Source organism: Mammaliicoccus sciuri (genome assembly GCF_025561425.1).
Classification (GTDB): Bacteria; Bacillota; Bacilli; order Staphylococcales; family Staphylococcaceae; genus Mammaliicoccus; species Mammaliicoccus sciuri_A.
In genome coordinates this window covers 2,778,155-2,803,829 of the sequence record NZ_CP094824.1, presented here as the reverse complement: position 1 = coordinate 2,803,829, position 25,675 = coordinate 2,778,155, and the positions used below count along the sequence as shown (strand labels likewise).

Here is a 25,675-nt window from a genome sequence, read left to right as displayed (position 1 = left end):
GATGTTGAAGGTATAGAGGTGAACGCATGAACAAGTATATGAAAATCTACCAATCTATTTGTGAAAAAATTTTAAATGGTGAATATGCTCATTTACAGCAACTACCTTCAGAAAATGAATTAACAAAGATATATTCAACTTCTAGAGAGACTGTAAGGAAAGCTTTAAATTTATTGCAAGAAAAAGGTTATATTCAAAAGTTAAGAGGCAAAGGGTCTGTCGTTATTTATGAAGATGTTATTCAATTTCCGATATCGGAAATGGTGAGTTTTCAAGAAATTAATAAACGTTTAGGACTTGATTATGAAACTAAAGTTGAATTACTTGAGGTTATAGATGCTAAAGACGTTCCTGTCGTTCAACATGCGCTTGAATTAAGAGACCAAGATAAGTTGTGGCATGTCATTAGAACGAGAACGAAAGATGACGCCGTGCATATTATGGATGAGGATTACTTTATATGTCAGATTATTCCTCAACTCACTAAAGAAGTCGCGGCTGAATCCATCTATAAATTTATTGAACAAGAAATGCATGTAGAAATCAGTTACTCGAACAAGTCTATTACATTTGAACAGATGACGGAGAACGAAATATTATATTTTGGAGAGTTGAATCCGCCTTATACAGCAACAGTTAGAGGTACTGTGTATCTTAATAATGCAGAAAAATTTCAATATAACATTTCAAGGCATATCGCGACGGAATTCAAGTTTGTAGATTTTTCTCGCAGAGTGATTCATAAAACGCTTTGATTGAAGTAGTTTTTTCTTGCCAAATCATAACATTTTGTTGTAGTATATATATTGCCGTGCTAAGTGGGGAGGTAGCGGTTCCCTGTACTTGAAATCCGCTTATGCAAGACTGAATTCCTTTGCCGCGGACATATTATTGTGAGGTCTGCCCTCAGCACGTGGTGTCTGAAGACGTCGGTCCTATGCAATACAAACCCATGAATCATGTCAGGTCCGGAAGGAAGCAGCATTAAGTGGATCATTGTATGTGCCGTAGGGTAGCCGAAGTTTAGCTAACGACTGAGGTAACGCTTGTGATGTTTGTTCAAAGCAAAGGTGCACGGTTTTAAATTTTATAAACTTATCAAATTATATATAAATTCAAAAGGGTGACCGCGGTCACCCTTTTTCTAATATCAGGGGGATATTTTATACATGACGCAATTACTAATTGGAACGATTATAGAATCGGAATATGAATTAGCTAAAGAAGTCGTTAAAGCAGCATTCGAAGATGAACGTTATTCTGATGGAACAGAACACGAATTAATCGGTAAAATACGAAAATCAATGAATTATAATGCAGAACTTGAAGTTGTAGCAAAGACAGAATCAGGCAAAATTCTAGGGCATGCCATGATGTCAGAAGTGACCGTTAATTCTGATGAAGAAACGCATACAGTATTAGCGCTTGCACCTGTTTCGGTTTTGCCAGAGTATCAAAATAAAGGAATAGGGAAAGCTTTAATAGAAGCTTTAGAATATAGAGCTTATGAAAATGGCTATGTCGGTGTAGTCGTACTAGGTCATGCTGATTATTATCATAAATTAGGTTATCATGCAGCTTCAGAGTTTAATATATACCCACCATTTGAAGTGCCAGATGAGAATTTCATGTTTAAATATTTATGGGATCATCCAACAAAAGAAATTAAAGGCACTGTTCACTACCCAGAAGCTTTTGATAATTAATAATAGGGTGTACCTATTGATTCGTGATATAATATAGCCAATATCTTATTAAATTTTGGAGGTGCCACTTTGAACTACCAGGCTTTGTATCGAATGTATAGACCACAATCATTTGCAGATGTTGTCGGTCAAAAACATGTCACAAAAACATTAAGAAACGCCATCCAAAAAGAAAAGCAATCACATGCTTACTTGTTTAATGGCCCACGTGGAACTGGTAAGACAAGTATTGCTAAAATCTTCGCTAAAGCAATTAACTGTACAGAGAATATGAATGGGGAACCTTGTAATGAATGCGCGATTTGTAAAGGCATTACACACGGAACAAATTCAGATGTCATTGAAATTGATGCTGCCAGTAATAACGGTGTAGATGAAATACGTAATATTAGAGATAAAGTAAAATACGCACCAAGTGAATCTAAATTTAAAGTCTATATTATAGATGAAGTGCATATGCTTACAACAGGTGCTTTCAATGCACTTTTAAAGACACTTGAAGAACCACCAAGTCATGCTATTTTTATACTCGCAACTACTGAACCTCACAAGATACCACCTACTATTATATCTAGATGTCAGAGATTTGATTTTAAAGCCATCCATTCTGGTGAAATAGAAAGTAGACTCGCGTTTGTCGCTAATGAGCAGAACATTACCTACGAAGAAGAAGCTTTGGCATTTATCGCTCAAGTTTCAGAAGGTGGTATGCGAGATGCATTAAGTATCATGGACCAAGCAATCGCTTTTGGAGATGGGCACTTATCACTCGAACATGCTTTGAATGTAACGGGTAGTGTAGATAAAGCGGCTTTAAATGCTTTGTTTAAAGACATGGTGGCTAAAGATATTAAACAAGCTTTTACTAGGTATCATGAATTTATAGCTGCTGGTAAAGAAGTGAATAGGCTTGTAAATGATATGATTTATTTCATAAGAGATTCAATTGTCGCTAAGACTACTGAACAATTTGAAGACGACCACGCACTGAATCAAGTAGACTTAAATACAATGTACAAAATGATTGATTGTATTAACGACACATTAGTTTCAATGAGATTTGCAATTAACCAAAATGTTCATATAGAAATACTAATCGTTAAGTTAACGGAATTAATTGATCAGAATAATAGTGGACAAACAGTATCTGTCAGTTCAAACCAAAACGCTGGCTCTAGTGAAGTGATGGATAAAATCCAACAACTTGAAGCGACGATTCAGCAACTAGCTCAAAATGGCGTCAGTCAAAAGGCTAAACCAGTTGAAAATAAACAAAATATCGCTCGTAAACAATCTAAGCATGTCTTCTCTATTCGTCAAATCGAACGTGTGCTTGACCATGCTAATCGTGATGATTTGAATTTACTTAAAGAAAAATGGCAAGCTGTAATTGAATCGGTTAAAGAGAAAGAACAAAGAGCGCTAGTCAGTCTGCTCTTAAACTCTGAACCCGTTGCAGCAAGTGAAGATCATGTGCTCGTGAAATTTGACGAGGATATTCATTGCGAAATCGTGAATAAGAATGATGAAAAAAGAAATCATATCGAAGCGATTGTATGCGAAATCGTTAACAAGAATGTAAAAGTTGTTGGCGTACCAAATTCACAATGGTTACAAGTCCGTCAACAGTATATTCAATCTAAAAAAGCGAATACGGCTCAAGGTGAAGTTGAGCAAGAAGAAAAGCCGGAAGAAGCGGATGTTGTAAAGAAAGCTCAAGAGTTGTTTGGTGAAGATACCGTACATGTTACGGATGAGTAATACATGACATCGCCTCTAAAGGCATGTATAATGAATATGACAAAAATTAATAACTTTAAATGTATAAATTAGAAATTAGGAGGACGAAATTATGCGCGGTGGCGGAAATATGCAACAAATGATGAAACAAATGCAAAAAATGCAAAAGAAAATGGCTGAGGAACAAGAAAAGCTAAAAGAAGAAAGAATTGAAGGAACAGCTGGTGGCGGAATGGTTACAGTTGTTGTATCTGGTCATAAAGAAGTATTAGACGTTATCATTAAAGAAGATGTAGTAGACCCTGAAGATATTGAAATGCTACAAGATTTAGTACTAGCAGCAACAAATGACGCTTTATCTAAAGCAGATGATGTAACAGCAGATCGTTTAGGTAAACATACAAAAGGTCTAAACATTCCTGGAATGATGTAATGATGTTCTACCCAGAACCAATATCTAAACTCATCGATAGCTTTATGAAATTGCCGGGAATAGGTCCGAAGACTGCACAACGTTTAGCTTTCCACGTATTAGATATGAAGGAAGACGACGTTGTACTTTTTGCCAAATCTCTTGTAGATGTTAAGAGAGAACTGACTTATTGTGAAACTTGCGGACACATTACGGATGTTTCGCCTTGTCATATATGCCAAGATAAACAAAGAGACCGTTCAGTTGTGTGTGTTGTTCAAGATTCTAAAGATGTCATAGCTATGGAAAAAATGCGTGAATATAAAGGGTTATACCATGTATTACATGGAGCGATATCTCCAATGGAAGGTATTGGACCTGAAGATATTAATATTCCCTCATTATTAGAACGATTGAAGAATGATGAAATCGAAGAAATTATATTAGCGACTAATCCTAATATAGAAGGTGAATCAACAGCAATGTATATATCTAGACTTGTTAAACCGATTGGTATTAAGACAACTAGACTAGCACATGGTCTACCAGTAGGTGGGGATTTAGAATACGCTGATGAAGTAACACTTTCGAAAGCTATAACTGGAAGAACAGAAATTTAATAACAATAATTGAGGCTGGGACAATGAAGAATGTCTCAGCCTCGCTTTCATTCAACTAATAATATAGAAAGAAGTGTAACTATGATAAAAGACACAGCATTAATATTAGAAGGTGGCGGAATGAGAAGTATGTACACAGCAGGTGTGCTAGATTTCTTCATTAAGAAAGATTTATATTTTAAATATAATATTGGCGTTTCAGCCGGCGCATCTATGGCTGCAAGTTATATATCTCGACAATTTAGACGCAATCATCGTGTCACAACTAAATACATTAAAGATAAGCGCTATATTTCGCTATCAAATTATGTAAAAAATAAAGAAATATTTGGTATGGACTTTGTGTATCATCATATACCAACTTACTTGGAACCTTTTGACTTTGAAAAGTTTGATCAAGCAGAGGAAGAGTTTGTTGTTGTAACGACAGACTGTGACACAGGAGAAGCGGTTTATTTCAATAAGAAAGAAACAGAAGGTTCTATATTGACTGCTCTAGAGGCAACAAGTTCTTTACCAATGATGGCCAACCCAGTTCAATATAAAGGTCATACTTTATTAGATGATGGTATCGTCAATCCTATTCCAATTGATAAAGCAATTGAAGAAGGCTATAAGAAAAATGTTTTGATTTTGACAAGACCGAAAGGCTATCGCAAAAAACAAAGTAAATTTTCAAAAGTATTTAGATTGAAAGCATATCCTAAAATAAATCACTTAATGGCAATTAGATATAAACATTATAATCAGACTTTAGAATGGATAGAAGCGGAAGAAGAGAAAGGTAATTTGTTTGTTATCAGACCTTCTGATTCATTATCTGTTGATAGAATCGAGAAAAACCCTAGAAAATTAGATGCTTTATACAAACAAGGATATAAAGATGCTGAAAAAATATACGATAAATTAAAAGAATATGTTGAGAATTAAGCTTATTTGAGTGTATTGAGTGTTTTGGTGTAATTTTTATGCTTGAGTAAAGGGTATTTAGCGTGTATAGTTATATCTTGTGAGCGAGAGATAAATGAAACATCAAAATACTTTGAAAATTAATTTTAAAAAGTTGTTGACTTCGGATTGAGAAGTGTGTATAATATTTTCTTGTGAGACAAAATGAACATTGAAAACTGAATGACAATATGTCAACGTTAATTCCAATAATTGAGTACTAAGAGTACTTCAGAGTGATTGGCTTAACCAATCAAAATGAGCTTATCAAGCTTACTTCTTTTATGGAGAGTTTGATCCTGGCTCAGGATGAACGCTGGCGGCGTGCCTAATACATGCAAGTCGAGCGAACAGATGAGAAGCTTGCTTCTCTGATGTTAGCGGCGGACGGGTGAGTAACACGTGGGTAACCTACCTATAAGACTGGGATAACTCCGGGAAACCGGGGCTAATACCGGATAATATTTTGAACCGCATGGTTCGATAGTGAAAGACGGTTTCGGCTGTCACTTATAGATGGACCCGCGCCGTATTAGCTAGTTGGTAAGGTAACGGCTTACCAAGGCGACGATACGTAGCCGACCTGAGAGGGTGATCGGCCACACTGGAACTGAGACACGGTCCAGACTCCTACGGGAGGCAGCAGTAGGGAATCTTCCGCAATGGGCGAAAGCCTGACGGAGCAACGCCGCGTGAGTGACGAAGGTCTTCGGATCGTAAAACTCTGTTGTTAGGGAAGAACAAATTTGTTAGTAACTGAACAAGTCTTGACGGTACCTAACCAGAAAGCCACGGCTAACTACGTGCCAGCAGCCGCGGTAATACGTAGGTGGCAAGCGTTATCCGGAATTATTGGGCGTAAAGCGCGCGTAGGCGGTTTCTTAAGTCTGATGTGAAAGCCCACGGCTCAACCGTGGAGGGTCATTGGAAACTGGGAAACTTGAGTGCAGAAGAGGAGAGTGGAATTCCATGTGTAGCGGTGAAATGCGCAGAGATATGGAGGAACACCAGTGGCGAAGGCGGCTCTCTGGTCTGTAACTGACGCTGATGTGCGAAAGCGTGGGGATCAAACAGGATTAGATACCCTGGTAGTCCATGCCGTAAACGATGAGTGCTAAGTGTTAGGGGGTTTCCGCCCCTTAGTGCTGCAGCTAACGCATTAAGCACTCCGCCTGGGGAGTACGACCGCAAGGTTGAAACTCAAAGGAATTGACGGGGACCCGCACAAGCGGTGGAGCATGTGGTTTAATTCGAAGCAACGCGAAGAACCTTACCAAATCTTGACATCCTTTGACCGCTCTAGAGATAGAGTCTTCCCCTTCGGGGGACAAAGTGACAGGTGGTGCATGGTTGTCGTCAGCTCGTGTCGTGAGATGTTGGGTTAAGTCCCGCAACGAGCGCAACCCTTAAGCTTAGTTGCCATCATTAAGTTGGGCACTCTAGGTTGACTGCCGGTGACAAACCGGAGGAAGGTGGGGATGACGTCAAATCATCATGCCCCTTATGATTTGGGCTACACACGTGCTACAATGGATAATACAAAGGGCAGCGAATCCGCGAGGCCAAGCAAATCCCATAAAATTATTCTCAGTTCGGATTGTAGTCTGCAACTCGACTACATGAAGCTGGAATCGCTAGTAATCGTAGATCAGCATGCTACGGTGAATACGTTCCCGGGTCTTGTACACACCGCCCGTCACACCACGAGAGTTTGTAACACCCGAAGCCGGTGGAGTAACCTTTTAGGAGCTAGCCGTCGAAGGTGGGACAAATGATTGGGGTGAAGTCGTAACAAGGTAGCCGTATCGGAAGGTGCGGCTGGATCACCTCCTTTCTAAGGATATTACGGAATGACCATTAGGTCATGGAATAACGAAGACATATTGTATTCAGTTTTGAATGTTTATAACATTCAACTTAAGAATGGGCCTATAGCTCAGCTGGTTAGAGCGCACGCCTGATAAGCGTGAGGTCGATGGTTCGAGTCCATTTAGGCCCACCATTTTAAATTGCACATTGAAAACTAGATAAGTAAGTAAAATAGATTTTACCAAGCAAAAAAACGAGTGAATTTTTAACGAAATTCAACAAGCTTAATAATCGCGCGTCGTCTTTATAGACGACATCACAGATTAATAACTCGTAAAACTGGTAAACAAGTATCATTATTGATACATTCGTTTGACCAAGCTTTTACACGATTAAGTTATTAAGGGCGCACGGTGAATGCCTTGGCACTAGAAGCCGAAGAAGGACGTTACTAACGACGATATGCTTTGGGGAGCTGTAAGTACGCTTTGATCCAGAGATTTCCGAATGGGGAAACCCAGCATGAGTTATGTCATGTTATCCGCATATGAATACATAGTATGTGAGAAGGTACACCCGGAGAACTGAAACATCTTAGTACCCGGAGGAAGAGAAAGAAAACTCGATTCCCTGAGTAGCGGCGAGCGAAACGGGAAGAGCCCAAACCAATAGGCTTGCCTATTGGGGTTGTAGGACACTCAATACGGAGTTACAAAGGAAATGATTAGACGAATGGTTTTGGAAAAGCCAACCATAGAAGGTAAAGGTCCTGTAGTCGAAAGTCATTTCTCTCCTGAGTGGATCCTGAGTACGGCGGAACACGTGAAATTCCGTCGGAATCTGGGAGGACCATCTCCCAAGGCTAAATACTCTCTAGTGACCGATAGTGAACCAGTACCGTGAGGGAAAGGTGAAAAGCACCCCGGAAGGGGAGTGAAATAGAACCTGAAACCGTGTGCTTACAAATAGTCAGAGCCCGTTAATGGGTGATGGCGTGCCTTTTGTAGAATGAACCGGCGAGTTACGATTTGATGCAAGGTTAAGCAGTAAATGTGAAGCCGTAGCGAAAGCGAGTCTGAATAGGGCGAATGAGTATCTGGTCGTAGACCCGAAACCAAGTGATCTACCCATGTCCAGGTTGAAGTTCAGGTAACACTGAATGGAGGACCGAACCGACTTACGTTGAAAAGTGAGCGGATGAGGTGTGGGTAGCGGAGAAATTCCAATCGAACTTGGAGATAGCTGGTTCTCTCCGAAATAGCTTTAGGGCTAGCCTCAAGTGATGATTATTGGAGGTAGAGCACTGTTTGGACGAGGGGCCCCTCTCGGGTTACCGAATTCAGACAAACTCCGAATGCCAAATAATTTAACTTGGGAGTCAGACTATGGGTGATAAGGTCCGTAGTCGAAAGGGAAACAGCCCAGACCACCAGCTAAGGTCCCAAAATATATGTTAAGTGGAAAAGGATGTGGCGTTGCCCAGACAACTAGGATGTTGGCTTAGAAGCAGCCATCATTTAAAGAGTGCGTAATAGCTCACTAGTCGAGTGACACTGCGCCGAAAATATACCGGGGCTAAACATATTACCGAAGCTGTGGATTATCCGTAAGGATAATGGTAGGAGAGCGTTCTAAACGTGTCGAAGCATGATTGTAAGGACATGTGGAATGTTTAGAAGTGAGAATGCCGGTGTGAGTAGCGAAAGATGGGTGAGAATCCCATCCACCGATTGACTAAGGTTTCCAGAGGAAGGCTCGTCCGCTCTGGGTTAGTCGGGACCTAAGCCGAGGCCAATAGGCGTAGGCGATGGATAACAGGTAGATATTCCTGTACCACCTATGATTGTTTGAACGATGGGGGGACGCAGTAGGATAGGCGAAGCGTGCTGTTGGAGTGCACGTCCAAGCAATAAGACTGAGTGTTAGGCAAATCCGGCACTCGTAAGGTTGAGTTGTGATGGGGAGTTGGATCATGTATCCGACGAGTCGTTGATTTCACACTGCCAAGAAAAGCCTCTAGTTAGAAAATAGGTGCCCGTACCGCAAACCGACACAGGTAGTCAAGATGAGAATTCTAAGGTGAGCGAGCGAACTCTCGTTAAGGAACTCGGCAAAATGACCCCGTAACTTCGGGAGAAGGGGTGCTTTTTAGGGTGCAAGCCTTGAAGAGCCGCAGTGAATAGGCCCAAGCGACTGTTTATCAAAAACACAGGTCTCTGCTAAACCGTAAGGTGATGTATAGGGGCTGACGCCTGCCCGGTGCTGGAAGGTTAAGAGGAGTGGTTAGCTTCTGCGAAGCTACGAATCGAAGCCCCAGTAAACGGCGGCCGTAACTATAACGGTCCTAAGGTAGCGAAATTCCTTGTCGGGTAAGTTCCGACCCGCACGAAAGGCGTAACGATTTGGGCACTGTCTCAACGAGAGACTCGGTGAAATCATAGTACCTGTGAAGATGCAGGTTACCCGCGACAGGACGGAAAGACCCCGTGGAGCTTTACTGTAGCCTGATATTGAAATTTGGCACAGCTTGTACAGGATAGGTAGGAGCCTTTGAAACGTGAGCGCTAGCTTACGTGGAGGCGCTGGTGGGATACTACCCTGGCTGTGTTGACTTTCTAACCCGCACCATTTGATCATGGTGGGAGACAGTGTCAGGCGGGCAGTTTGACTGGGGCGGTCGCCTCCTAAAGAGTAACGGAGGCGCTCAAAGGTTCCCTCAGAATGGTTGGAAATCATTCGCAGAGTGTAAAGGCATAAGGGAGCTTGACTGCGAGACCTACAAGTCGAGCAGGGTCGAAAGACGGACTTAGTGATCCGGTGGTTCCGCATGGAAGGGCCATCGCTCAACGGATAAAAGCTACCCCGGGGATAACAGGCTTATCTCCCCCAAGAGTTCACATCGACGGGGAGGTTTGGCACCTCGATGTCGGCTCATCGCATCCTGGGGCTGTAGTCGGTCCCAAGGGTTGGGCTGTTCGCCCATTAAAGCGGTACGCGAGCTGGGTTCAGAACGTCGTGAGACAGTTCGGTCCCTATCCGTCGTGGGCGTAGGAAATTTGAGAGGAGCTGTCCTTAGTACGAGAGGACCGGGATGGACATACCTCTGGTGTACCAGTTGTCGCGCCAGCGGCATAGCTGGGTAGCTATGTATGGACGGGATAAGTGCTGAAAGCATCTAAGCATGAAGCCCCCCTCAAGATGAGATTTCCCAACTTCGGTTATAAGATCCCTCAAAGATGATGAGGTTAATAGGTTCGGGGTGTAAGCGCAGTAATGTGTGTAGCTGACGAATACTAATCGATCGAAGACTTAATCAAATTTAAATCGGTTTTAGCCGTAAAATCTACTTACTATCTAGTTTTGAATGTGTAATACATTTCAATTTGTATTGCGTAGAGAAAACGCTTATAGACAACGAATCACAATGGCTGACAAATGAGTTTACTTTCGTAAATGAATGAGGAAGACAGCGGTGATGAGGAAGTATGTAAACGATTGACTCAAGCAATAATTTGTCTGGTGACGATAGCAAAGAGGTCACACCTGTTCCCATGCCGAACACAGAAGTTAAGCTCTTTAGCGCCGATGGTAGTTGGGCTTACGTTCCGCGAGAGTAGGACGTTGCCGGGCAAATGTTTATAAATGGATGCGATGAGCCGCACTCGAGACCTGTTAGGTCTCTTTTTTTTGTAATTTTTTAAGGTAGTCTATAACCTGTTCCAATATTTCTAAAATGTAATTTCTCGTAAAACGAATTGTTCTCTGATAATAATTCTATTCGAACAGATGGATATTGTGCTAATAAATAGTCTATAAGTGCTTTAGCATATCCTTTCTTTCTATGAGTCTTTGTAACGACGAGTTCTGTAATATATAATGTGACAGTTTCGTCTGTTAAGAATCTAGTATAACCAACAACCTCATTATTTACTTCTATTACAATAATATGAGATGTCATAAGCAATTGTTGGATTTTTTCAATACTGAATGTTTTCCAACCTTCTTGTTGAGCAATTTCATAAATGGTTGTATATCTGTGTCAATTGCATTTCTAATAAACATTTTATTCACTCCTTTTTTTAAGTATATCTTATTTTAATTATTACAGGAATGACGTTGAACTTTATCATTGATATAATGATAAAGACTAAAAATTAAGAGGTAGCCTTATGAATATTAATGAAAAATTAAAATCTCTAAATGATCATGATGCCATTTCACTACATGTTCCAGGGCATCATAATCATACAATTGGTTATTTAGATGAGATAAATCTTGCTATGGATATGACTGAAATAACTGGGCTTGATGATTTGCATCAACCAGAATCATGTATAAAGATGAGTATGTCTGAATTGAATAGGTATCCTGGTTATTATGGGCAGTATCTCGTTAATGGTACAACTGCTGGAATACTATCTGCAATTTATGCAGTGGCGCATTTAGAGGGGGAAGTACTAATTCCTAGAAATGCACATAAATCAGTATTTAATGCTTTGAATTTAACGAAGCAAGATGCTAAGTTTATGCCTATGACCATATCAGATAAGACAAACCAATATAACGGTGTAACTTCATTAAGGTATTTAGATTTGAATCATATTAAATTAGCTGTTTTTACTTATCCAAATTACTATGGTGAAACATTTGATATTGAAGAAAGTATTAAAATCTTAAAAGAACACCAAATTCCTGTATTGGTAGATGAGGCACATGGTGCACATTTTGGTATGAGTTCAATCTTCCCTAAATCATCTATGACATATGGCGCTGATATAGTCGTGCAGTCTTACCACAAGACGTTACCAGCCTTAACAATGGGATCTGTTCTATATATGAGAGAAGGTTTAGAAATAAAAGCAGATATTCAACAGTATTTGAAGATGTTACAAACATCTAGTCCTTCATATCTCATTATGGCTAGTTTAGAAAGTGCAGAAAAATTTTATAAGCAGTATGATGATGAAAAATTCAAACACAATAGACAAACATTCATTGAAACGATGGAGAATGTTGGATTTGAAGTGGGTAGTCTAGAGGACCCTCTTAAATTAATTGTTTCTTATAGAGGATTAAGCGGATTTGAAATTCAAAAACTATTTGAAGATGTGCATATCTATGTAGAGTTATGTGATTATAAATTTGTGTTATTAGTCTTACCATTATGGCATGAATCAGATAAGTTTCCATTTGAAGATATGATTGATCGTGTTAAAAATATTAAAGTGAACGTTAAGCATCAACTCAAAGAAGAAGGACAATTTAAATTACCATATGAAACAGATAGTACAATGTATAAATACAGCGATATTGAAAAAACTAAAATGATGGACTTGAATACATCGTATGGCTATATTGCTGCGGAAGATATTGTGCCCTATCCACCGGGTATACCAGTCATTTTAAAAGGAGAAAATATTCGTAAAGAAATAGTGGATTCTCTTTTACAATGGCTTGATAGAGGTGGTAGAGTGGAAGGTATATTAAACAAGCAAATCAAGGTAAAGGATGAACAATAAAATGGGACGATTTATTACGTTTGAGGGTCCAGAGGGTTCTGGTAAAACGACGGTTATACATAAAGTATATGAAAAGTTAAAACAAGATTATGATATTTTACTGACTAGAGAGCCAGGTGGTATCAAAATAAGCGAAGCGATTAGAAACTTGTTATTAGATAGTGATGATGACATGGATGAAAGAACAGAAGCGCTGCTTTTTGCTGCTGCTAGAAGACAACATTTAGTAGAGAAAATTTTACCTCAACTTAATAAAGGTGGAACGGTATTATGTGACCGATTTGTTGATAGTTCTTTAAGTTATCAAGGTTACGCACGTGAAATTGGGGTAGAAGAAGTTAAGGCAATTAATGAATTTGCCATTGATAACCTTTATCCTGATTTAACATTATATTTTGATGTACCTGCTGAAGTTGGTTTAAATCGAATTAAAGATAATCAACGTAATGCGAATCGTTTGGATAAAGAAAAAATAGAATTTCATCACAAAGTTACAGATGGTTACAAAAAATTAATTGCTGAGTATCCAGATAGAATTAAAGTAATTGATGCGACGCAACCATTAGAAAAGGTTGTAGATGATGCATATTCTACGATAGTAAAATATCTGAAACAAGATTAAAATATGATATAATAAATAAAGAGGTGTTTAGATATGAAAATGGTAATAGCGATTGTCCAAGATCAAGATAGTCAAAACTTGTCAGAAGCACTTATAGAAAAGAATTTTAGAGCCACTAAACTTGCAACAACTGGTGGATTTCTAAGAGCTGGAAATACCACATTCTTATGCGGTGTCAAAGATGAACGTGTAGATGAATTATTACGTGTTATCGATGGAACTTGTGGTAATCGTGAACAACTTGTTTCACCTATCACACCAATGGGCGGTAGTGCGGATTCTTATATTCCTTACCCTGTAGAGGTTGAAGTAGGTGGCGCAACTGTATTCGTTATGCCAATTGAACAATTCCATCAATTTTAAGAACTGATGAGCTGCCGTTTGAGCAGCTTTTTTATTGCAAGGAGCGTAAAATATGCAATTAACCAAAGAGATTGATCATTTATTAAGTGCACAACAATTATCTCATGCCTATTTATTTGAGGGAGATAATATGTTTGAAATGAAATCTACAGCTTTATATTTTGCTGAACAAATATTATGTGAATCAGAACAAAGTTGTGTGGTTAAAGTTCAAAATTTTAATCATCCTGATTTTGTATATATTCAATCAGATGAAACGACGATAAAGAAACAACAAATAGAAGAATTACTCAGAAAAATGAATCAAAAACCTATCGAAAGCCAATATAAAGTTTACATTATTGAAGCTTTTGATAAACTAACAGTACAGGGTGAAAATAGTATACTTAAATTTTTGGAAGAACCACCTCCAAATACAATTGCCCTGTTACTGACAACAAAGAAAGATCAAATATTGCCAACTATACATTCAAGATGCCAACTCGTTCATTTTAAACCTGCATCTAAAGAAAATTATATAGAAGAATTAAAACTGTCTGGTATTTCTTCTGCAATTGCGCATACATTGAGTTTTGTTACTTCTGATAAAGAAGAAGCACTTGCTCTTACAGAAGAACAATTGTTTGTACAGCTTAGAAAAACTGTAACGAAACTTGCTGAATTGATGGTCAAAGATACACAGATGGCAATGATTTATTTGATCGATTGCATAAAAATTGCTAATACACGCCCGTTGCAGCAATTATTTTTAAATAGCTTGAATGCTTATTTTCAAGATTTATTACATGCCAAAATTCAAATAGATACGATAAAGGCATATCCAGATTTAGAAGTGGAAATTAGAGAAATCAGTCAATATTTATCTTTAAATGACATTTCAAATTATATACAAGTTATAACGGAAGCAAACCGTAAATTAGCGCAAAACGTTAATGCAACGTTAGTATTAGAACAAATGGTTATAAATGGGAAGAGGTGATTAAATGTATGAAATAATTGGTGTTCAATTCCAAAAAGCTGGGAAGAAAGAATATTTCTCACCAAATGGGGAACGTTTCAAAGAAAATGACTTAGTTGTCGTTGAATCTAAACGTGGTATTGAACTTGGTAAAGTTAAATTAACAAATCGCCATGTAGGTAAAGATGATGTTGTTTTACCATTGAAAGAAGTTATCCGTCATGCAACAGAAGCTGATATTCAAAAATATCAAGATAATTTAAAGGATGCAGACCATGCTTTAGCTTTATGTAAAGAGTTGGTAGCGACTCACGAGCTTGATATGCGACTTGTTAATTGTGAATATACATTAGATAAAAGTAAAGTCATCTTTAATTTTACAGCTGATGATAGAATAGATTTCCGAACTTTAGTAAAATCTTTAGCATATGAATTAAAAACACGAATTGAGTTACGACAAATTGGTGTGAGAGACGAAGCGAAATTACTTGGGGGTATTGGTCCATGTGGTCGCTCATTATGTTGTTCAACATTTTTAGGTGATTTTGAACCTGTTTCAATCAAAATGGCTAAAGATCAAAACTTATCATTAAATCCAACTAAAATATCAGGTGCTTGTGGTCGTTTAATGTGTTGTTTAAAATACGAAAATGACTATTATGAAGAAGTTAGAAATGAATTACCTGATATTGGTACAACTGTTGTGACGCCAGAGGGTGACGGCAAAGTTGTCGGATTAAATATTTTAGATATAACAATGCAAGTTAAAGTGAAAGGTTTCGAACAACTCTTTGATTATAAACTTGATGAATTACTTGAAGTCCATTCATAAGGGAGGATTATATTGTGAATAGGGACGAGTTGTTTGAAACGATTATGACATTAGAGAATGAATTTAAGCAAATTAATGAACATATGGAAAAGTTGAAAAACCAGGCAGTTGAGTTAGTTGAAGACAATGTTGCCCTTCAAATGGAGAATGAAAGTTTGAAGCGTGTAATGGAAACAAGTGAAGACAATCAACAGAAAAAGCCAAACAAGAAATTAAAGCCACTTCAAAGTAAAGATAACTTAGCAATGTTATATCATGAAGGTTTTCATATTTGTCGAGGAGAATTGTTTGGTAAACACAGACAAGGACAAGATTGTTTATTTTGTTTAGAAGTGTTGAATAGATAATAAGAAAATCAGGCATGTTATATGCCTGATTTTTTTAAGTGAGGTGTTTAAATGCTGAATTCGGGAGAAAGACTCGACCAATTATTAAGAGAAGAATTTGAAATTATTCAAAATGATGATGTGTTTTCATTTTCAACAGATGCATTGTTATTAGGAGATTTTACAAAGGTACGAAATAAAGATAAAGTAATGGATTTATGTTCTGGTAATGGCATTATTCCTTTGTTATTGGCACACAAATCTCAAGCTAGTATTGAAGCGGTTGAAATTCAAGAGGCTTTAGTGGATATGGCTAAACGAACGATAGCTCATAATCAATTAGAAGACCAAATATCTATCAATCAAATGGATTTAAAGAATGTTTCAACCTCATATCATCCTTCAACATTTGATGTTGTAACGGTAAACCCACCGTACTTTAAAGAAAATCAACAAATACAACATCAAAAAGAAGCACATAAAATTGCGAGACATGAAATATACTGCACATTAGATTATGTTTTAAAAGCAAGTAAGCATTTATTAAAGCAAGGTGGTAAACTTGTAATGGTCCATAGAGCGGAAAGACTGATGGATGTCTTAAGCGCATTTCGACAATATAAAATCGAGCCTAAAAGATTAAGAATGGTATATAGCACACCTAACAAAAAAGAAGCGGTTACGATTTTAGTTGAAGGTAGAAGTGGTGGTCAAACAGGATTGAAAGTTGAGCAGCCATTTTATATTTATGATGAAAATGGAGATTATTCAAAAGAAATGAAGGTTGTATATTATGGTTAACCATTATACATATATATTAGAGTGTAAGGATCAAACATTATATACTGGTTATACGACAGATTTAGACAGAAGGTTAAAAGTCCATAATGAAGGTAAGGGTGCTAAATATACTAAAGTGAGACGTCCTGTTAAACTTGTATATCATGAGACATTCGATAATAAATCCGAAGCTTTAAAACGAGAATATGCTTTAAAACAGTTAAGTAGAAAACAAAAATTAGCGCTTATTAAGGAGGGGTAATATGTCTATATTATATTTAGTAGGAACCCCAATCGGAAATTTAGAAGATATCACTTATCGTGCGGTTAGAATGTTAACAGAAGTCGATTATATCTTTTGTGAAGATACACGTGTTACAGGAAAGCTTTGTCAGCATTATGAAATACAAACGCCTCTTAAGTCTTACCACGAACATAATAAAGATAAGTCATCTGAGCAAATATTGAGGTTATTAGAAGAGGGCAAAGATATTGCGCTCGTTTCTGATGCAGGCTGTCCTTGTATAAGTGATCCTGGTTATGAACTAGTGAATCAAGTGAGGGATAATGGTTATCGTGTTGAAACGATTCCTGGACCTAATGCGGCCATTACGGCATTAATGACAAGTGGATTACCATCATATAAATTTGTATTTTTAGGATTTTTACCTAGACATGCGAAAGAGAAGCATGATGTATTGGAAAAATGGATGAGTAGAGAATCAACGTCTATGATTTATGAGTCACCTTATAGAATTAAACAAACGGTACAAGCAATAGCTGAAATAGATCCAGAAAGAAAAGTGGCAATCGGAAGAGAACTTACTAAGAAATTCGAACAAGTGGAAACGAATCAAATAAAGGTTATTGAAAAAATGTTATCAGAAGAAGTCATACCTCAAAAAGGTGAATTTGTCATCTTGATTGAAGGTGTCGATGAATCGACACAAGTGGATCATTGGTGGGAAGACTTAGATCTCGTTCAACATGTCGAAATTTATATCAATGAACATCAGATGAGATCTAAAGATGCAATCAAACAAGTAGCATTAGATAGAAATATGAAAAAAAGAGATGTATACGAAGCGTATCATATTGACGAATAAACAAAAAAAGGAAATTTAAAGTAAATGATGTACTTTAAATTTCCTTTTTTTATATGCAGCTTTTATTATTTTGATTTTTTCTCAATCTCATTAATTAGTTGCTGAGCGCCTTCTTTACTTAAGACAATTTTACCATCAGCTAAAACAAAATTGTCTTCAGAAACATCTCCAGTAACTTGACAAGTCATGTTAGGTGAGTATTTCTTTAAGATAATTTTATCGTCATCTGTATAAATTTCTAAAGCATCTTTCTCAGCAATGTCTAATATGCGTCGTAATTCGATAGGAATTACTACACGGCCTAGTTCATCTACTTTACGCACGATTCCAGTTGATTTCATCTTTTTACCTCCGTTTAATAAAACCATAATTATCTAATTCGACATTCATTCGACAATTATATAAATAGTATACTAATATGAATTGAAGAAGATGTCAATATAACAATATATTGCATACGTTTAATTTTTGAAATATAAAACAATTGTTATCTCTATACCATAATCAGGTAATATTGAAAAAATGCTTAATTTTCGGTATATTATATAGATAAGATATTAGGAGGAAACGCTGATGACGAAAGAGACTTTTTACATTACGACACCGATTTATTATCCGAGCGGGAATTTACACATAGGTCATGCGTATACTACGGTTGCTGGTGATGTAATTGCTAGATATAAACGGTTACAAGGCTATGATGTTCATTATTTAACTGGTACAGATGAACATGGTCAAAAAATACAAGAAAAAGCTAAAGAAGCGGGCTTATCTGAAATAGAATATTTAGATGGCATTATTAAAAATATCCAATCTTTATGGAAAAAATTAGACATCTCTAATGATGATTTTATTCGAACTACTGAAGAAAGACATAAACAAGTTGTCGAAAAAGTCTTCGAAAAGTTATTAGCACAAGGTGACATATACTTAGGTGAGTATGAAGGTTGGTACTCAATACCAGATGAAACATATTACACAGAAACACAACTTGTCGATCCAGTTTATGAAGATGGCAAAATCGTCGGTGGTAAGAGTCCTGATTCAGGTCATGAAGTAGAACTTGTGAAAGAAGAAAGTTATTTCTTTAAATTAGATAATTATGCTGATCGTCTGCTCAAATTCTTCGATGAAAATCCGGAATTCATTTTACCGATTTCTCGTAAGAATGAAATGATCAACAACTTTATTAAACCTGGTCTAGAAGATTTAGCGATTTCTAGAACGACTTTTGATTGGGGTATTAAAGTACCTTCTAATCCTAAACACGTTGTGTATGTATGGATTGACGCACTTGTGAACTATATTTCTGCGTTAGGTTATTTATCAGATGACGATACGTTATTTAAAAAATATTGGCCAGCAAATGTGCATTTAATGGCTAAAGAAATCGTTCGATTCCATTCAATTATTTGGCCAATCTTATTGATGGCTTTAGACTTACCTTTACCTAAACGTGAATTTGCTCACGGTTGGATCTTGATGAAAGACGGTAAAATGAGTAAATCTAAAGGTAATGTTGTAGATCCGAACGTCTTAATTGATAAATACGGCTTAGATGCAACAAGATATTATCTCATGAGAGAATTACCATTTGGCGCAGATGGTGTATTTACGCCTGAAGCATTCGTTGAAAGAACAAATTACGATTTAGCTAATGACTTAGGTAACTTAGTGAATCGTACTATAGCAATGGTTAATAAATACTTTAACGGCGTACTTCCTAAATATAAAGGCAAATTACACCCATTAGATGAGGAAATGGAACAAATGGCTTTAGATACTAAAGATAAATTCTATTCATCAATGGAAAACATGCAATTCTCAGTTGCTTTAGCAGAAGTTTGGAAGTTGATTAGTCGTACAAACAAATATATTGATGAAACAACACCATGGGTATTAGCTAAAGATGAAAATGAACGTGAAATGCTAGAAAATGTCATGATTCACTTAGTTGAAAACATTAGATTTGCAGCAGTATTATTACGTCCATTCTTAACTCATGCACCATATGAGATTTTCCGTCAATTAAACTTGGAAAAAGGTAAACTTGATACATTTGAAAGTATCGAACAATATGGCGCTATTGATCAAGATATTAAAGTGATTGAAAAACCTGAGCCTATTTTCCCTAGATTAGATGTAGAACAAGAAGTGGCGTTCATCAAAGATTCTATGCAAGGTGGAACGACTGCAGAATCAACTGAAGAAGAAACTGAAACTGCTGAGGAAGAAGTAGTGCCATCTAAACCAGAAATCACAATTGATCAATTTGATAAAGTAGAAATCAAAGCTGCTACTGTTACAGGTGCAGACTATGTGAAAAAATCAGATAAACTTTTAAAAATAAAAGTAGATTTAGGTAACGAAAAGAGACAAATTGTTTCAGGTATAGCTGAATTTTATAAACCTGAAGATATTGTTGGTAAAAAAGTAGCTGTCGTTACGAACTTAAAACCAGTAAAATTACGTGGTGAATTATCAGAGGGTATGATTTTATCAGCTGAGAAAGACGGCACACTTACTTTAGTAGGTTTACCAAATGCAATACAAAACGGATCTATCATTAAGTAAAGTACTGAAAGGAAGATTCGAATGTTAATAGATACACACGTCCATTTAAATGCGGATCAATACGATGAAGATTTACAAGAAGTAATCGATCGAGCTTTGGAAGAAGGTATCGATAGAATGTTCGTTGTTGGTTTCGACACGAACACGATTGAAAGAACGATGAAATTAATAGACCAGTATGATTTTATATATGGCATTATAGGTTGGCATCCTGTTGATGCAATTGATTGTACGGAAGAACGACTACAATGGATTGAAGAATTGTCTAAACACCCAAAAATCATCGGTATAGGTGAGATGGGATTAGATTATCACTGGGATAAGTCACCTAAAGATATCCAAAAAGAAGTATTTAGAAAGCAAATCGCATTAGCTAAACGTGTTCAACTACCGATCATTATTCATAATAGAGAAGCAACTCAAGATTGCGTTGATATCTTAAAAGAAGAAAATGCAAGTGAAGTTGGTGGCATTATGCATAGTTTCAGTGGCTCAAACGAAATAGCTGATGAAATACTCAAAATGAATTTCTATATTTCATTGGGTGGACCTGTCACGTTCAAAAATGCGAAACAACCAAAAGAAGTAGCTCAACATGTACCTTTAGATAGATTACTCGTTGAAACAGATGCACCATACTTATCACCTCATCCTTATAGAGGTAAAAGAAATGAACCTGCGCGTGTAAAACTTGTTGCAGAACAAATTGCTGAATTACGTGGAATTTCTTACGAGGAAGTATGTAAAGCTACTACAGAAAATGCTGAAAGATTATTTAAATTATAAAATATGATGCCCCAAAACGGTTGTTTTGGGGCATCTTTAAAGAAGGAAATGAATATGAAGATAAATGAATTTGTTGTTGTTGAGGGACGCGATGATACAGTTAATGTTAAAAGAGCAGTAGATTGTGATACGATAGAAACAAATGGCTCAGCAATATCAAAAGAAACACTAGAAGTTATAAGACAAGCGCATGAAAAACGTGGTGTCATTGTACTAACTGACCCAGATTTCCCAGGTGATAAAATTAGAAATACAATTAAGCAGTATATCCCTAGTGTGAAACATGCATTTATACCAAGAGATAAAGCTAAAAATAAAAGAGGGAAAATAGGCGTTGAACATGCCTCAATTGAAACAATTAAAGATGCACTTACAAATGTAAGTTCTCCATTAGAAGCGGATATTGAAACAATTGATAAAGCAGTCTTAATTAATCTTGGTTTAATTATAGGACCAGACGCTAGAAGAAAACGTGAAATACTATGCAGTAAATTAAATATAGGCCATTCAAATGGCAAACAATTGCTAAACAAATTAAATGCCTTCGGTTATACTGAGAAAGATGTAAAAGAAGCACTGGGATATAAAGAGGAGTGACACGATGAACGATAAAGATATAGCAACACCTAAACGTACAAAAGCGTTATTAGATCAATATGGATTTAAATTCAAAAAGAGTTTAGGTCAGAACTTTTTAATCGATACAAATATTATTCAAAAAATTATTGCTGTTAGTGATATAGATGAGCATACAGGTGTTATTGAAGTTGGACCAGGAATGGGTTCACTTACTGAACAATTAGCGAGAGCTTCAAAGAAAGTATTGGCTTTTGAAATTGATCAAAGATTAATACCTGTATTAGAAGATACGTTAAGTCCATATAACAATGTAACAGTTGTAAATGAAGATATATTGAAAGCCAACGTTAAACAAGAAATTGAAACGCACTTAAAAGACTGCGATAAAATTATGTTGGTTGCTAATTTACCTTATTACATTACGACGCCAATATTGATGAATTTACTAGAAAATGATTTACCAATAGATGGCTATGTTGTCATGATGCAAAAAGAAGTAGGAGAACGCTTAAACGCTGAAGTAGGTAGTAAGAGTTATGGTTCATTATCAATAGCTTGTCAGTATTACACTGAAACTGAACGTGTTTTAGTCGTCCCGAAGACTGTCTTTATGCCACCACCGAATGTTGATTCAATCGTTATTAAATTAACGAAACGTATTGAACCGATCGTCGAAGTAGATGATGAGAAACTACTATTCAAACTTTCAAAAGGTGCTTTCGGACAAAGACGAAAAACAATTTTGAACAATTATATTAATACAATTAAAGATGGCAAACTGCATAAAGATGAAATCGTCGAATGGCTAAATGCTTCAAACATAGACCCTAAGCGACGTGGTGAAACGATAACAATACAAGAATATGCACATCTTTGTAACAATTTGAAAAAATACCCGAATTTATCTGTGTAAATATATTGACATTGCTTTATCATCTTGATAAAATTTAAATTTTATTTGACAAAAATCCGCTTTCGTAGTATAATTTTATCTATAGCGAGGTGGGTCAATATGCCGAAGACTTTAGTAGACATCAAAAAAATATTGGAATGTCAATTAGGAAATCGTATTGTACTTAAAGCTAATGGAGGACGTAAGAAGTTAATTGAGCGAAGTGGCGTGCTTAAGGAAACGTATCCATCAGTTTTCGTGGTCGAATTAGATCAAGAGAAACATAATTTTGAGCGTGTATCTTATACATACACTGATGTATTAACTGAGAATGTCCAAGTAACTTTTATGAATGAACATAAAGAGGAATTCATCGTTCAATAATTAAAGGTATTTAATAAAAAACTCTACGCGATATGACTGTGATATGGCGTAGGGGTTTTTATTATGCCAAAAAATAGAATAAAGCTAATACTTTCTAACTTTTATTTATGGTAAAATCATAATAATAAGTTTTAGAGAGGGCAAGTATATGATTTATGAAACTGCACCAGCAAAAATTAATTTAACATTAGATACGTTATATAAACGTGAAGATGGGTATCATGAAGTGGAAATGATTATGACGACCATCGACTTGAATGACCGATTAACATTTGAGTGTAGAGACGATGGGGAAATTATAATTGATGTAGAACATAATTTTGTACCAAGTGATCATAGAAATTTAGCTTATAAAGCAGCAAAGTTGATGCAAGATAGATACAATATTGAAAAAGGTGTGAAGATTTCATTAGAAAAAAGTATACCGATTTCAGCAGGTTTAGCTGGTGGGTCAAGTGATGCAGCCGCTACTTTTAGAGGTTTGAATGAATTATGGGGGATTAACGAATCTTTAGAAACATTAAGTGAGTTGGCTTCGGAAATTGGATCAGATATTTCATTTTGTATTTATGGAAAAACTGCTTTATGCCAAGGTAGAGGTGAGAAAATTACGCACTTACCTAAATCACCTTCAGCATGGGTCGTTATCGCGAAACCAGATATAGGTGTTTCAACGCCTGAAATATACGGCGCATTAGATTTGGAAAACAAGGAAGAAGTACAAACACAAGCGTGTCTTAAAGCAATCGAAAATAACGATTATGCCGCAATGTGTCAGTCACTTGGCAACAGCCTTGAAAAAGTTACTATGCAGCTGTATCCAGAAGTTGAGAAATTGAAGAACACTATGAGTAATACTGGAGTAGATGCTGCTTTAATGAGTGGCAGTGGCCCGACTATATATGGCTTTGTTCAAAAAGAAAGACAAGCTAAGCAAGTATATAATGCTTTGATGGGATGTTGTAACGATGTATACATCGCGAGACTGCTCGGATAGCTTTGAGGAATGCGAACGATTATAGTATAATTAGGCTTAAAATACGGAATAGAGATTGGAGTTTTATAAATGAGGTTTAAACGAAGTGAAAGAATCGTTTATATGACACAATATTTATTGAAACATCCGAACGAGTTAGTGCCGTTGACTTATTTTGTGAATCATTTTGGTCAGGCAAAGTCGTCTATTAGTGAAGACATACAAATTATTAAAGAAACGTTTACTGCTGAGAGACTTGGTATTATAGAAACGACTGCCGGTGCAAGCGGCGGCGTAACTTACCGACCTAAAATGTACGTCGAAGAAGCACGTGAATTGATTGAAAAATTGTGTGAATTACTAAAAGAAAAAGAAAGACTGTTGCCAGGTGGCTATTTATTTATGTCAGATTTAGTAGGGAATCCTAAACTATTAAATCAAGTAGGGGAATTAATCGCTACAATGTACATGGATGAAGAACTTGATGCGGTAGTTACAATAGCAACAAAGGGTATTTCTTTAGCAAATGCCGTGGCGAAAGTGCTTAATTTGCCAGTTGTGGTTATAAGAAAAGACAATAAAGTTACAGAAGGATCTACAGTATCGATTAACTATGTGTCTGGGTCTTCTAGAAAGATTGAGACAATGGTTTTATCAAAAAGAACATTGCCTGAATATTCGAATGTATTGATTGTTGATGACTTTATGAGAGCAGGCGGATCTATTAATGGTGTAATCAATTTGATGAATGAGTTTAAAGCTACAGTAAAAGGGGTATCAGTACTTGTAGAATCAAAAGAAGTTAAACATCGATTGATTGAAGATTATACATCTTTAGTTAGGTTATCTGACGTAGACGAGTACAATCAACAATTTTCAGTAGAAGAAGGCAACTGTTTAAAAAGATTTAATTAAAAGGAGAGTAATCAACATGAAAAGTATTAACGCAACAAACGCTCCAGAAGCTTTAGGACCATATTGCCATGCAGTAGTAGTAGATAGTTTAGTATTTACTTCTGGTCAAATACCATTAAATCAACAAGGTGAAGTCGTTTCTGAAGATGTCAAAGAACAAACTAAGCAAGTACTAGAAAATTTAAAAGTCGTACTTCAAGAAAGTGGCGCATCTTTAGATAGTGTCGTTAAATCTTTAATTTTTATAAAAGATATGAACGATTTCCAAGACATCAATGCCGTATACGGCGAATATTTTAATGAACATTTGCCTGCTAGAAGTTGTGTGGAAGTTGCACGTTTACCGAAAGATGTAAAAGTTGAAATCGAAATGATTGCAAAAATAAATAACTAACTTCAATTAATATGATGCTGCTACTTTAAATAGACAAAACAGGGGGCACACAAATCATGAAGGTAACAGATGTGAGATTAAGAAAAATTCAAACGGATGGAAGAATGAAAGCATTAGTTTCTATAACATTAGATGACGCTTTTGTTGTTCACGACTTAAGAGTAATCGAGGGAAATTCAGGACTGTTTGTGGCTATGCCTAGTAAGCGTACGCTAGATGGGGAATTTAGAGATATTGCGCATCCCATTAATTCTGAAATGAGACAAGAAATTCAAGAAGCGGTTATGAAAGTATATGATAAAACAGATGAAGTCATTATTCCAAAATCAGCTCAAGAAGCCTCAAATTCAGAGGATAGCAATGAAGCATCAGACAGTGAAGAAGAATAACGATATTTAAAGTACTCAGCTCACGTATATTGATAAACAGCAGTT

At 36.6% G+C, this 25,675-nt stretch carries 26 protein-coding genes, 1 tRNA gene, 3 rRNA genes and 1 other RNA gene; 29 read left to right on the top strand and 2 right to left on the bottom strand.

Annotated elements, in window-relative coordinates; translation table 11 throughout:
• Positions 1-26: 26 nt before the first annotated feature.
• From treR to rrf, 11 genes are all read left to right on the top strand, one after another.
• Entirely contained in the window at positions 27-755 is a 729-nt protein-coding gene (gene treR / locus MUA60_RS14795) for a trehalose operon repressor (RefSeq protein ID WP_262648913.1), read from the top strand.
• A 54-nt stretch (positions 756-809) separates the two neighbouring features.
• Positions 810-1,078: signal recognition particle sRNA large type (gene ffs / locus MUA60_RS14790), an RNA gene on the top strand.
• A 91-nt stretch (positions 1,079-1,169) separates the two neighbouring features.
• Positions 1,170-1,706, top strand: coding sequence for a GNAT family N-acetyltransferase (locus MUA60_RS14785; protein WP_262648912.1), 537 nt, complete (start codon positions 1,170-1,172; stop codon positions 1,704-1,706).
• 69 nt (positions 1,707-1,775) lie between these two features.
• Positions 1,776-3,467, top strand: coding sequence for a DNA polymerase III subunit gamma/tau (gene dnaX / locus MUA60_RS14780; protein WP_262648911.1), 1,692 nt, complete (start codon positions 1,776-1,778; stop codon positions 3,465-3,467).
• A 91-nt stretch (positions 3,468-3,558) separates the two neighbouring features.
• Complete coding sequence (locus MUA60_RS14775; RefSeq protein ID WP_025906093.1) at positions 3,559-3,879, top strand: YbaB/EbfC family nucleoid-associated protein; 321 nt, start codon at positions 3,559-3,561, stop codon at positions 3,877-3,879.
• A gap of 2 nt (positions 3,880-3,881) precedes the next feature.
• Entirely contained in the window at positions 3,882-4,478 is a 597-nt protein-coding gene (gene recR / locus MUA60_RS14770; RefSeq protein WP_025906091.1) for a recombination mediator RecR, read from the top strand.
• A gap of 81 nt (positions 4,479-4,559) precedes the next feature.
• Positions 4,560-5,408, top strand: a complete 849-nt coding sequence (locus MUA60_RS14765; protein WP_262648910.1) for a patatin-like phospholipase family protein — start codon at positions 4,560-4,562, stop codon at positions 5,406-5,408.
• A 299-nt stretch (positions 5,409-5,707) separates the two neighbouring features.
• Positions 5,708-7,260 (top strand): 16S ribosomal RNA (locus tag MUA60_RS14760).
• A 91-nt stretch (positions 7,261-7,351) separates the two neighbouring features.
• Positions 7,352-7,428, top strand: a tRNA-Ile gene (locus MUA60_RS14755).
• 197 nt (positions 7,429-7,625) lie between these two features.
• Positions 7,626-10,552, top strand: a 23S ribosomal RNA gene (locus tag MUA60_RS14750).
• 198 nt (positions 10,553-10,750) lie between these two features.
• A 5S ribosomal RNA gene (gene rrf / locus MUA60_RS14745) occupies positions 10,751-10,865 on the top strand.
• The 16S, 23S and 5S rRNA genes sit together here with 1 tRNA gene alongside, the layout of an rRNA operon.
• A gap of 67 nt (positions 10,866-10,932) precedes the next feature.
• Here the strand turns inward: rrf and MUA60_RS14740 are convergent.
• Positions 10,933-11,193 (bottom strand): GNAT family N-acetyltransferase, encoded by a 261-nt coding sequence (locus tag MUA60_RS14740; RefSeq protein WP_262648909.1) that lies wholly within the window; start codon positions 11,191-11,193, stop codon positions 10,933-10,935.
• Between the two features lie 211 nt (positions 11,194-11,404).
• Between MUA60_RS14740 and MUA60_RS14735 the strand changes: the two genes are divergently transcribed.
• Genes MUA60_RS14735 through rsmI form a run of 9 tightly spaced genes read left to right on the top strand, consistent with a single transcriptional unit; the run spans position 11,405 to position 17,741 of the window.
• Positions 11,405-12,754, top strand: coding sequence for an aminotransferase class I/II-fold pyridoxal phosphate-dependent enzyme (locus tag MUA60_RS14735; protein ID WP_262648908.1), 1,350 nt, complete (start codon positions 11,405-11,407; stop codon positions 12,752-12,754).
• A gap of 1 nt (position 12,755) precedes the next feature.
• The gene (tmk, locus tag MUA60_RS14730) at positions 12,756-13,376 is read left to right on the top strand and encodes a dTMP kinase (protein WP_262648907.1); all 621 of its coding nucleotides are present in this window, start codon (positions 12,756-12,758) and stop codon (positions 13,374-13,376) included.
• 33 nt (positions 13,377-13,409) lie between these two features.
• Positions 13,410-13,739, top strand: a complete 330-nt coding sequence (locus MUA60_RS14725) for a cyclic-di-AMP receptor (protein WP_025905587.1) — start codon at positions 13,410-13,412, stop codon at positions 13,737-13,739.
• A gap of 52 nt (positions 13,740-13,791) precedes the next feature.
• Entirely contained in the window at positions 13,792-14,718 is a 927-nt protein-coding gene (locus MUA60_RS14720; protein ID WP_025905586.1) for a hypothetical protein, read from the top strand.
• Positions 14,719-14,722: 4 nt separating this feature from the next.
• On the top strand, positions 14,723-15,529 hold the full coding sequence (locus MUA60_RS14715; RefSeq protein WP_037590307.1) for a PSP1 domain-containing protein: 807 nt from the start codon (positions 14,723-14,725) through the stop codon (positions 15,527-15,529).
• Positions 15,530-15,543: 14 nt separating this feature from the next.
• Entirely contained in the window at positions 15,544-15,876 is a 333-nt protein-coding gene (gene yabA / locus MUA60_RS14710) for a DNA replication initiation control protein YabA (protein WP_262648906.1), read from the top strand.
• Positions 15,877-15,927: 51 nt separating this feature from the next.
• Positions 15,928-16,656 carry a tRNA1(Val) (adenine(37)-N6)-methyltransferase gene (locus tag MUA60_RS14705; RefSeq protein WP_262648905.1) on the top strand — a complete coding sequence of 243 codons (729 nt, stop codon included), beginning with the start codon at positions 15,928-15,930 and terminating at the stop codon, positions 16,654-16,656.
• Complete coding sequence (locus tag MUA60_RS14700; protein WP_025905582.1) at positions 16,649-16,897, top strand: GIY-YIG nuclease family protein; 249 nt, start codon at positions 16,649-16,651, stop codon at positions 16,895-16,897. Before MUA60_RS14705 ends, MUA60_RS14700 begins: the two co-directional genes overlap by 8 nt.
• Position 16,898: 1 nt before the next feature.
• Positions 16,899-17,741 carry a 16S rRNA (cytidine(1402)-2'-O)-methyltransferase gene (gene rsmI, locus MUA60_RS14695; protein WP_262648903.1) on the top strand — a complete coding sequence of 281 codons (843 nt, stop codon included), beginning with the start codon at positions 16,899-16,901 and terminating at the stop codon, positions 17,739-17,741.
• Between the two features lie 65 nt (positions 17,742-17,806).
• On the opposite strand, the gene MUA60_RS14690 is transcribed toward rsmI, so the two are convergent.
• Complete coding sequence (locus MUA60_RS14690) at positions 17,807-18,082, bottom strand: transition state genes transcriptional regulator AbrB (protein WP_025905580.1); 276 nt, start codon at positions 18,080-18,082, stop codon at positions 17,807-17,809.
• A gap of 232 nt (positions 18,083-18,314) precedes the next feature.
• On the opposite strand from MUA60_RS14690, the gene metG reads away from it, so the two are divergent.
• From metG to spoVG, 9 genes are all read left to right on the top strand, one after another.
• The gene (gene metG, locus MUA60_RS14685) at positions 18,315-20,315 is read left to right on the top strand and encodes a methionine--tRNA ligase (RefSeq protein ID WP_262648901.1); all 2,001 of its coding nucleotides are present in this window, start codon (positions 18,315-18,317) and stop codon (positions 20,313-20,315) included.
• 21 nt (positions 20,316-20,336) lie between these two features.
• Entirely contained in the window at positions 20,337-21,101 is a 765-nt protein-coding gene (locus MUA60_RS14680; protein WP_025905578.1) for a TatD family hydrolase, read from the top strand.
• 54 nt (positions 21,102-21,155) lie between these two features.
• Complete coding sequence (gene rnmV / locus MUA60_RS14675; protein ID WP_262648899.1) at positions 21,156-21,698, top strand: ribonuclease M5; 543 nt, start codon at positions 21,156-21,158, stop codon at positions 21,696-21,698.
• Positions 21,699-21,702: 4 nt separating this feature from the next.
• Positions 21,703-22,593, top strand: a complete 891-nt coding sequence (gene rsmA, locus MUA60_RS14670; RefSeq protein ID WP_262648898.1) for a 16S rRNA (adenine(1518)-N(6)/adenine(1519)-N(6))-dimethyltransferase RsmA — start codon at positions 21,703-21,705, stop codon at positions 22,591-22,593.
• Between the two features lie 99 nt (positions 22,594-22,692).
• A complete protein-coding gene (gene veg / locus MUA60_RS14665; RefSeq protein ID WP_025905575.1) occupies positions 22,693-22,956 on the top strand; it encodes a biofilm formation stimulator Veg in 264 nt (87 codons plus the stop codon).
• A 148-nt stretch (positions 22,957-23,104) separates the two neighbouring features.
• Positions 23,105-23,953, top strand: a complete 849-nt coding sequence (gene ispE, locus MUA60_RS14660) for a 4-(cytidine 5'-diphospho)-2-C-methyl-D-erythritol kinase (RefSeq protein WP_262648896.1) — start codon at positions 23,105-23,107, stop codon at positions 23,951-23,953.
• A 69-nt stretch (positions 23,954-24,022) separates the two neighbouring features.
• The gene (gene purR / locus MUA60_RS14655) at positions 24,023-24,847 is read left to right on the top strand and encodes a pur operon repressor (RefSeq protein ID WP_025905573.1); all 825 of its coding nucleotides are present in this window, start codon (positions 24,023-24,025) and stop codon (positions 24,845-24,847) included.
• Between the two features lie 16 nt (positions 24,848-24,863).
• Complete coding sequence (locus MUA60_RS14650; RefSeq protein WP_025905572.1) at positions 24,864-25,241, top strand: RidA family protein; 378 nt, start codon at positions 24,864-24,866, stop codon at positions 25,239-25,241.
• A gap of 56 nt (positions 25,242-25,297) precedes the next feature.
• On the top strand, positions 25,298-25,630 hold the full coding sequence (spoVG, locus tag MUA60_RS14645; RefSeq protein ID WP_262648895.1) for a septation regulator SpoVG: 333 nt from the start codon (positions 25,298-25,300) through the stop codon (positions 25,628-25,630).
• Positions 25,631-25,675: the final 45 nt, after the last annotated feature.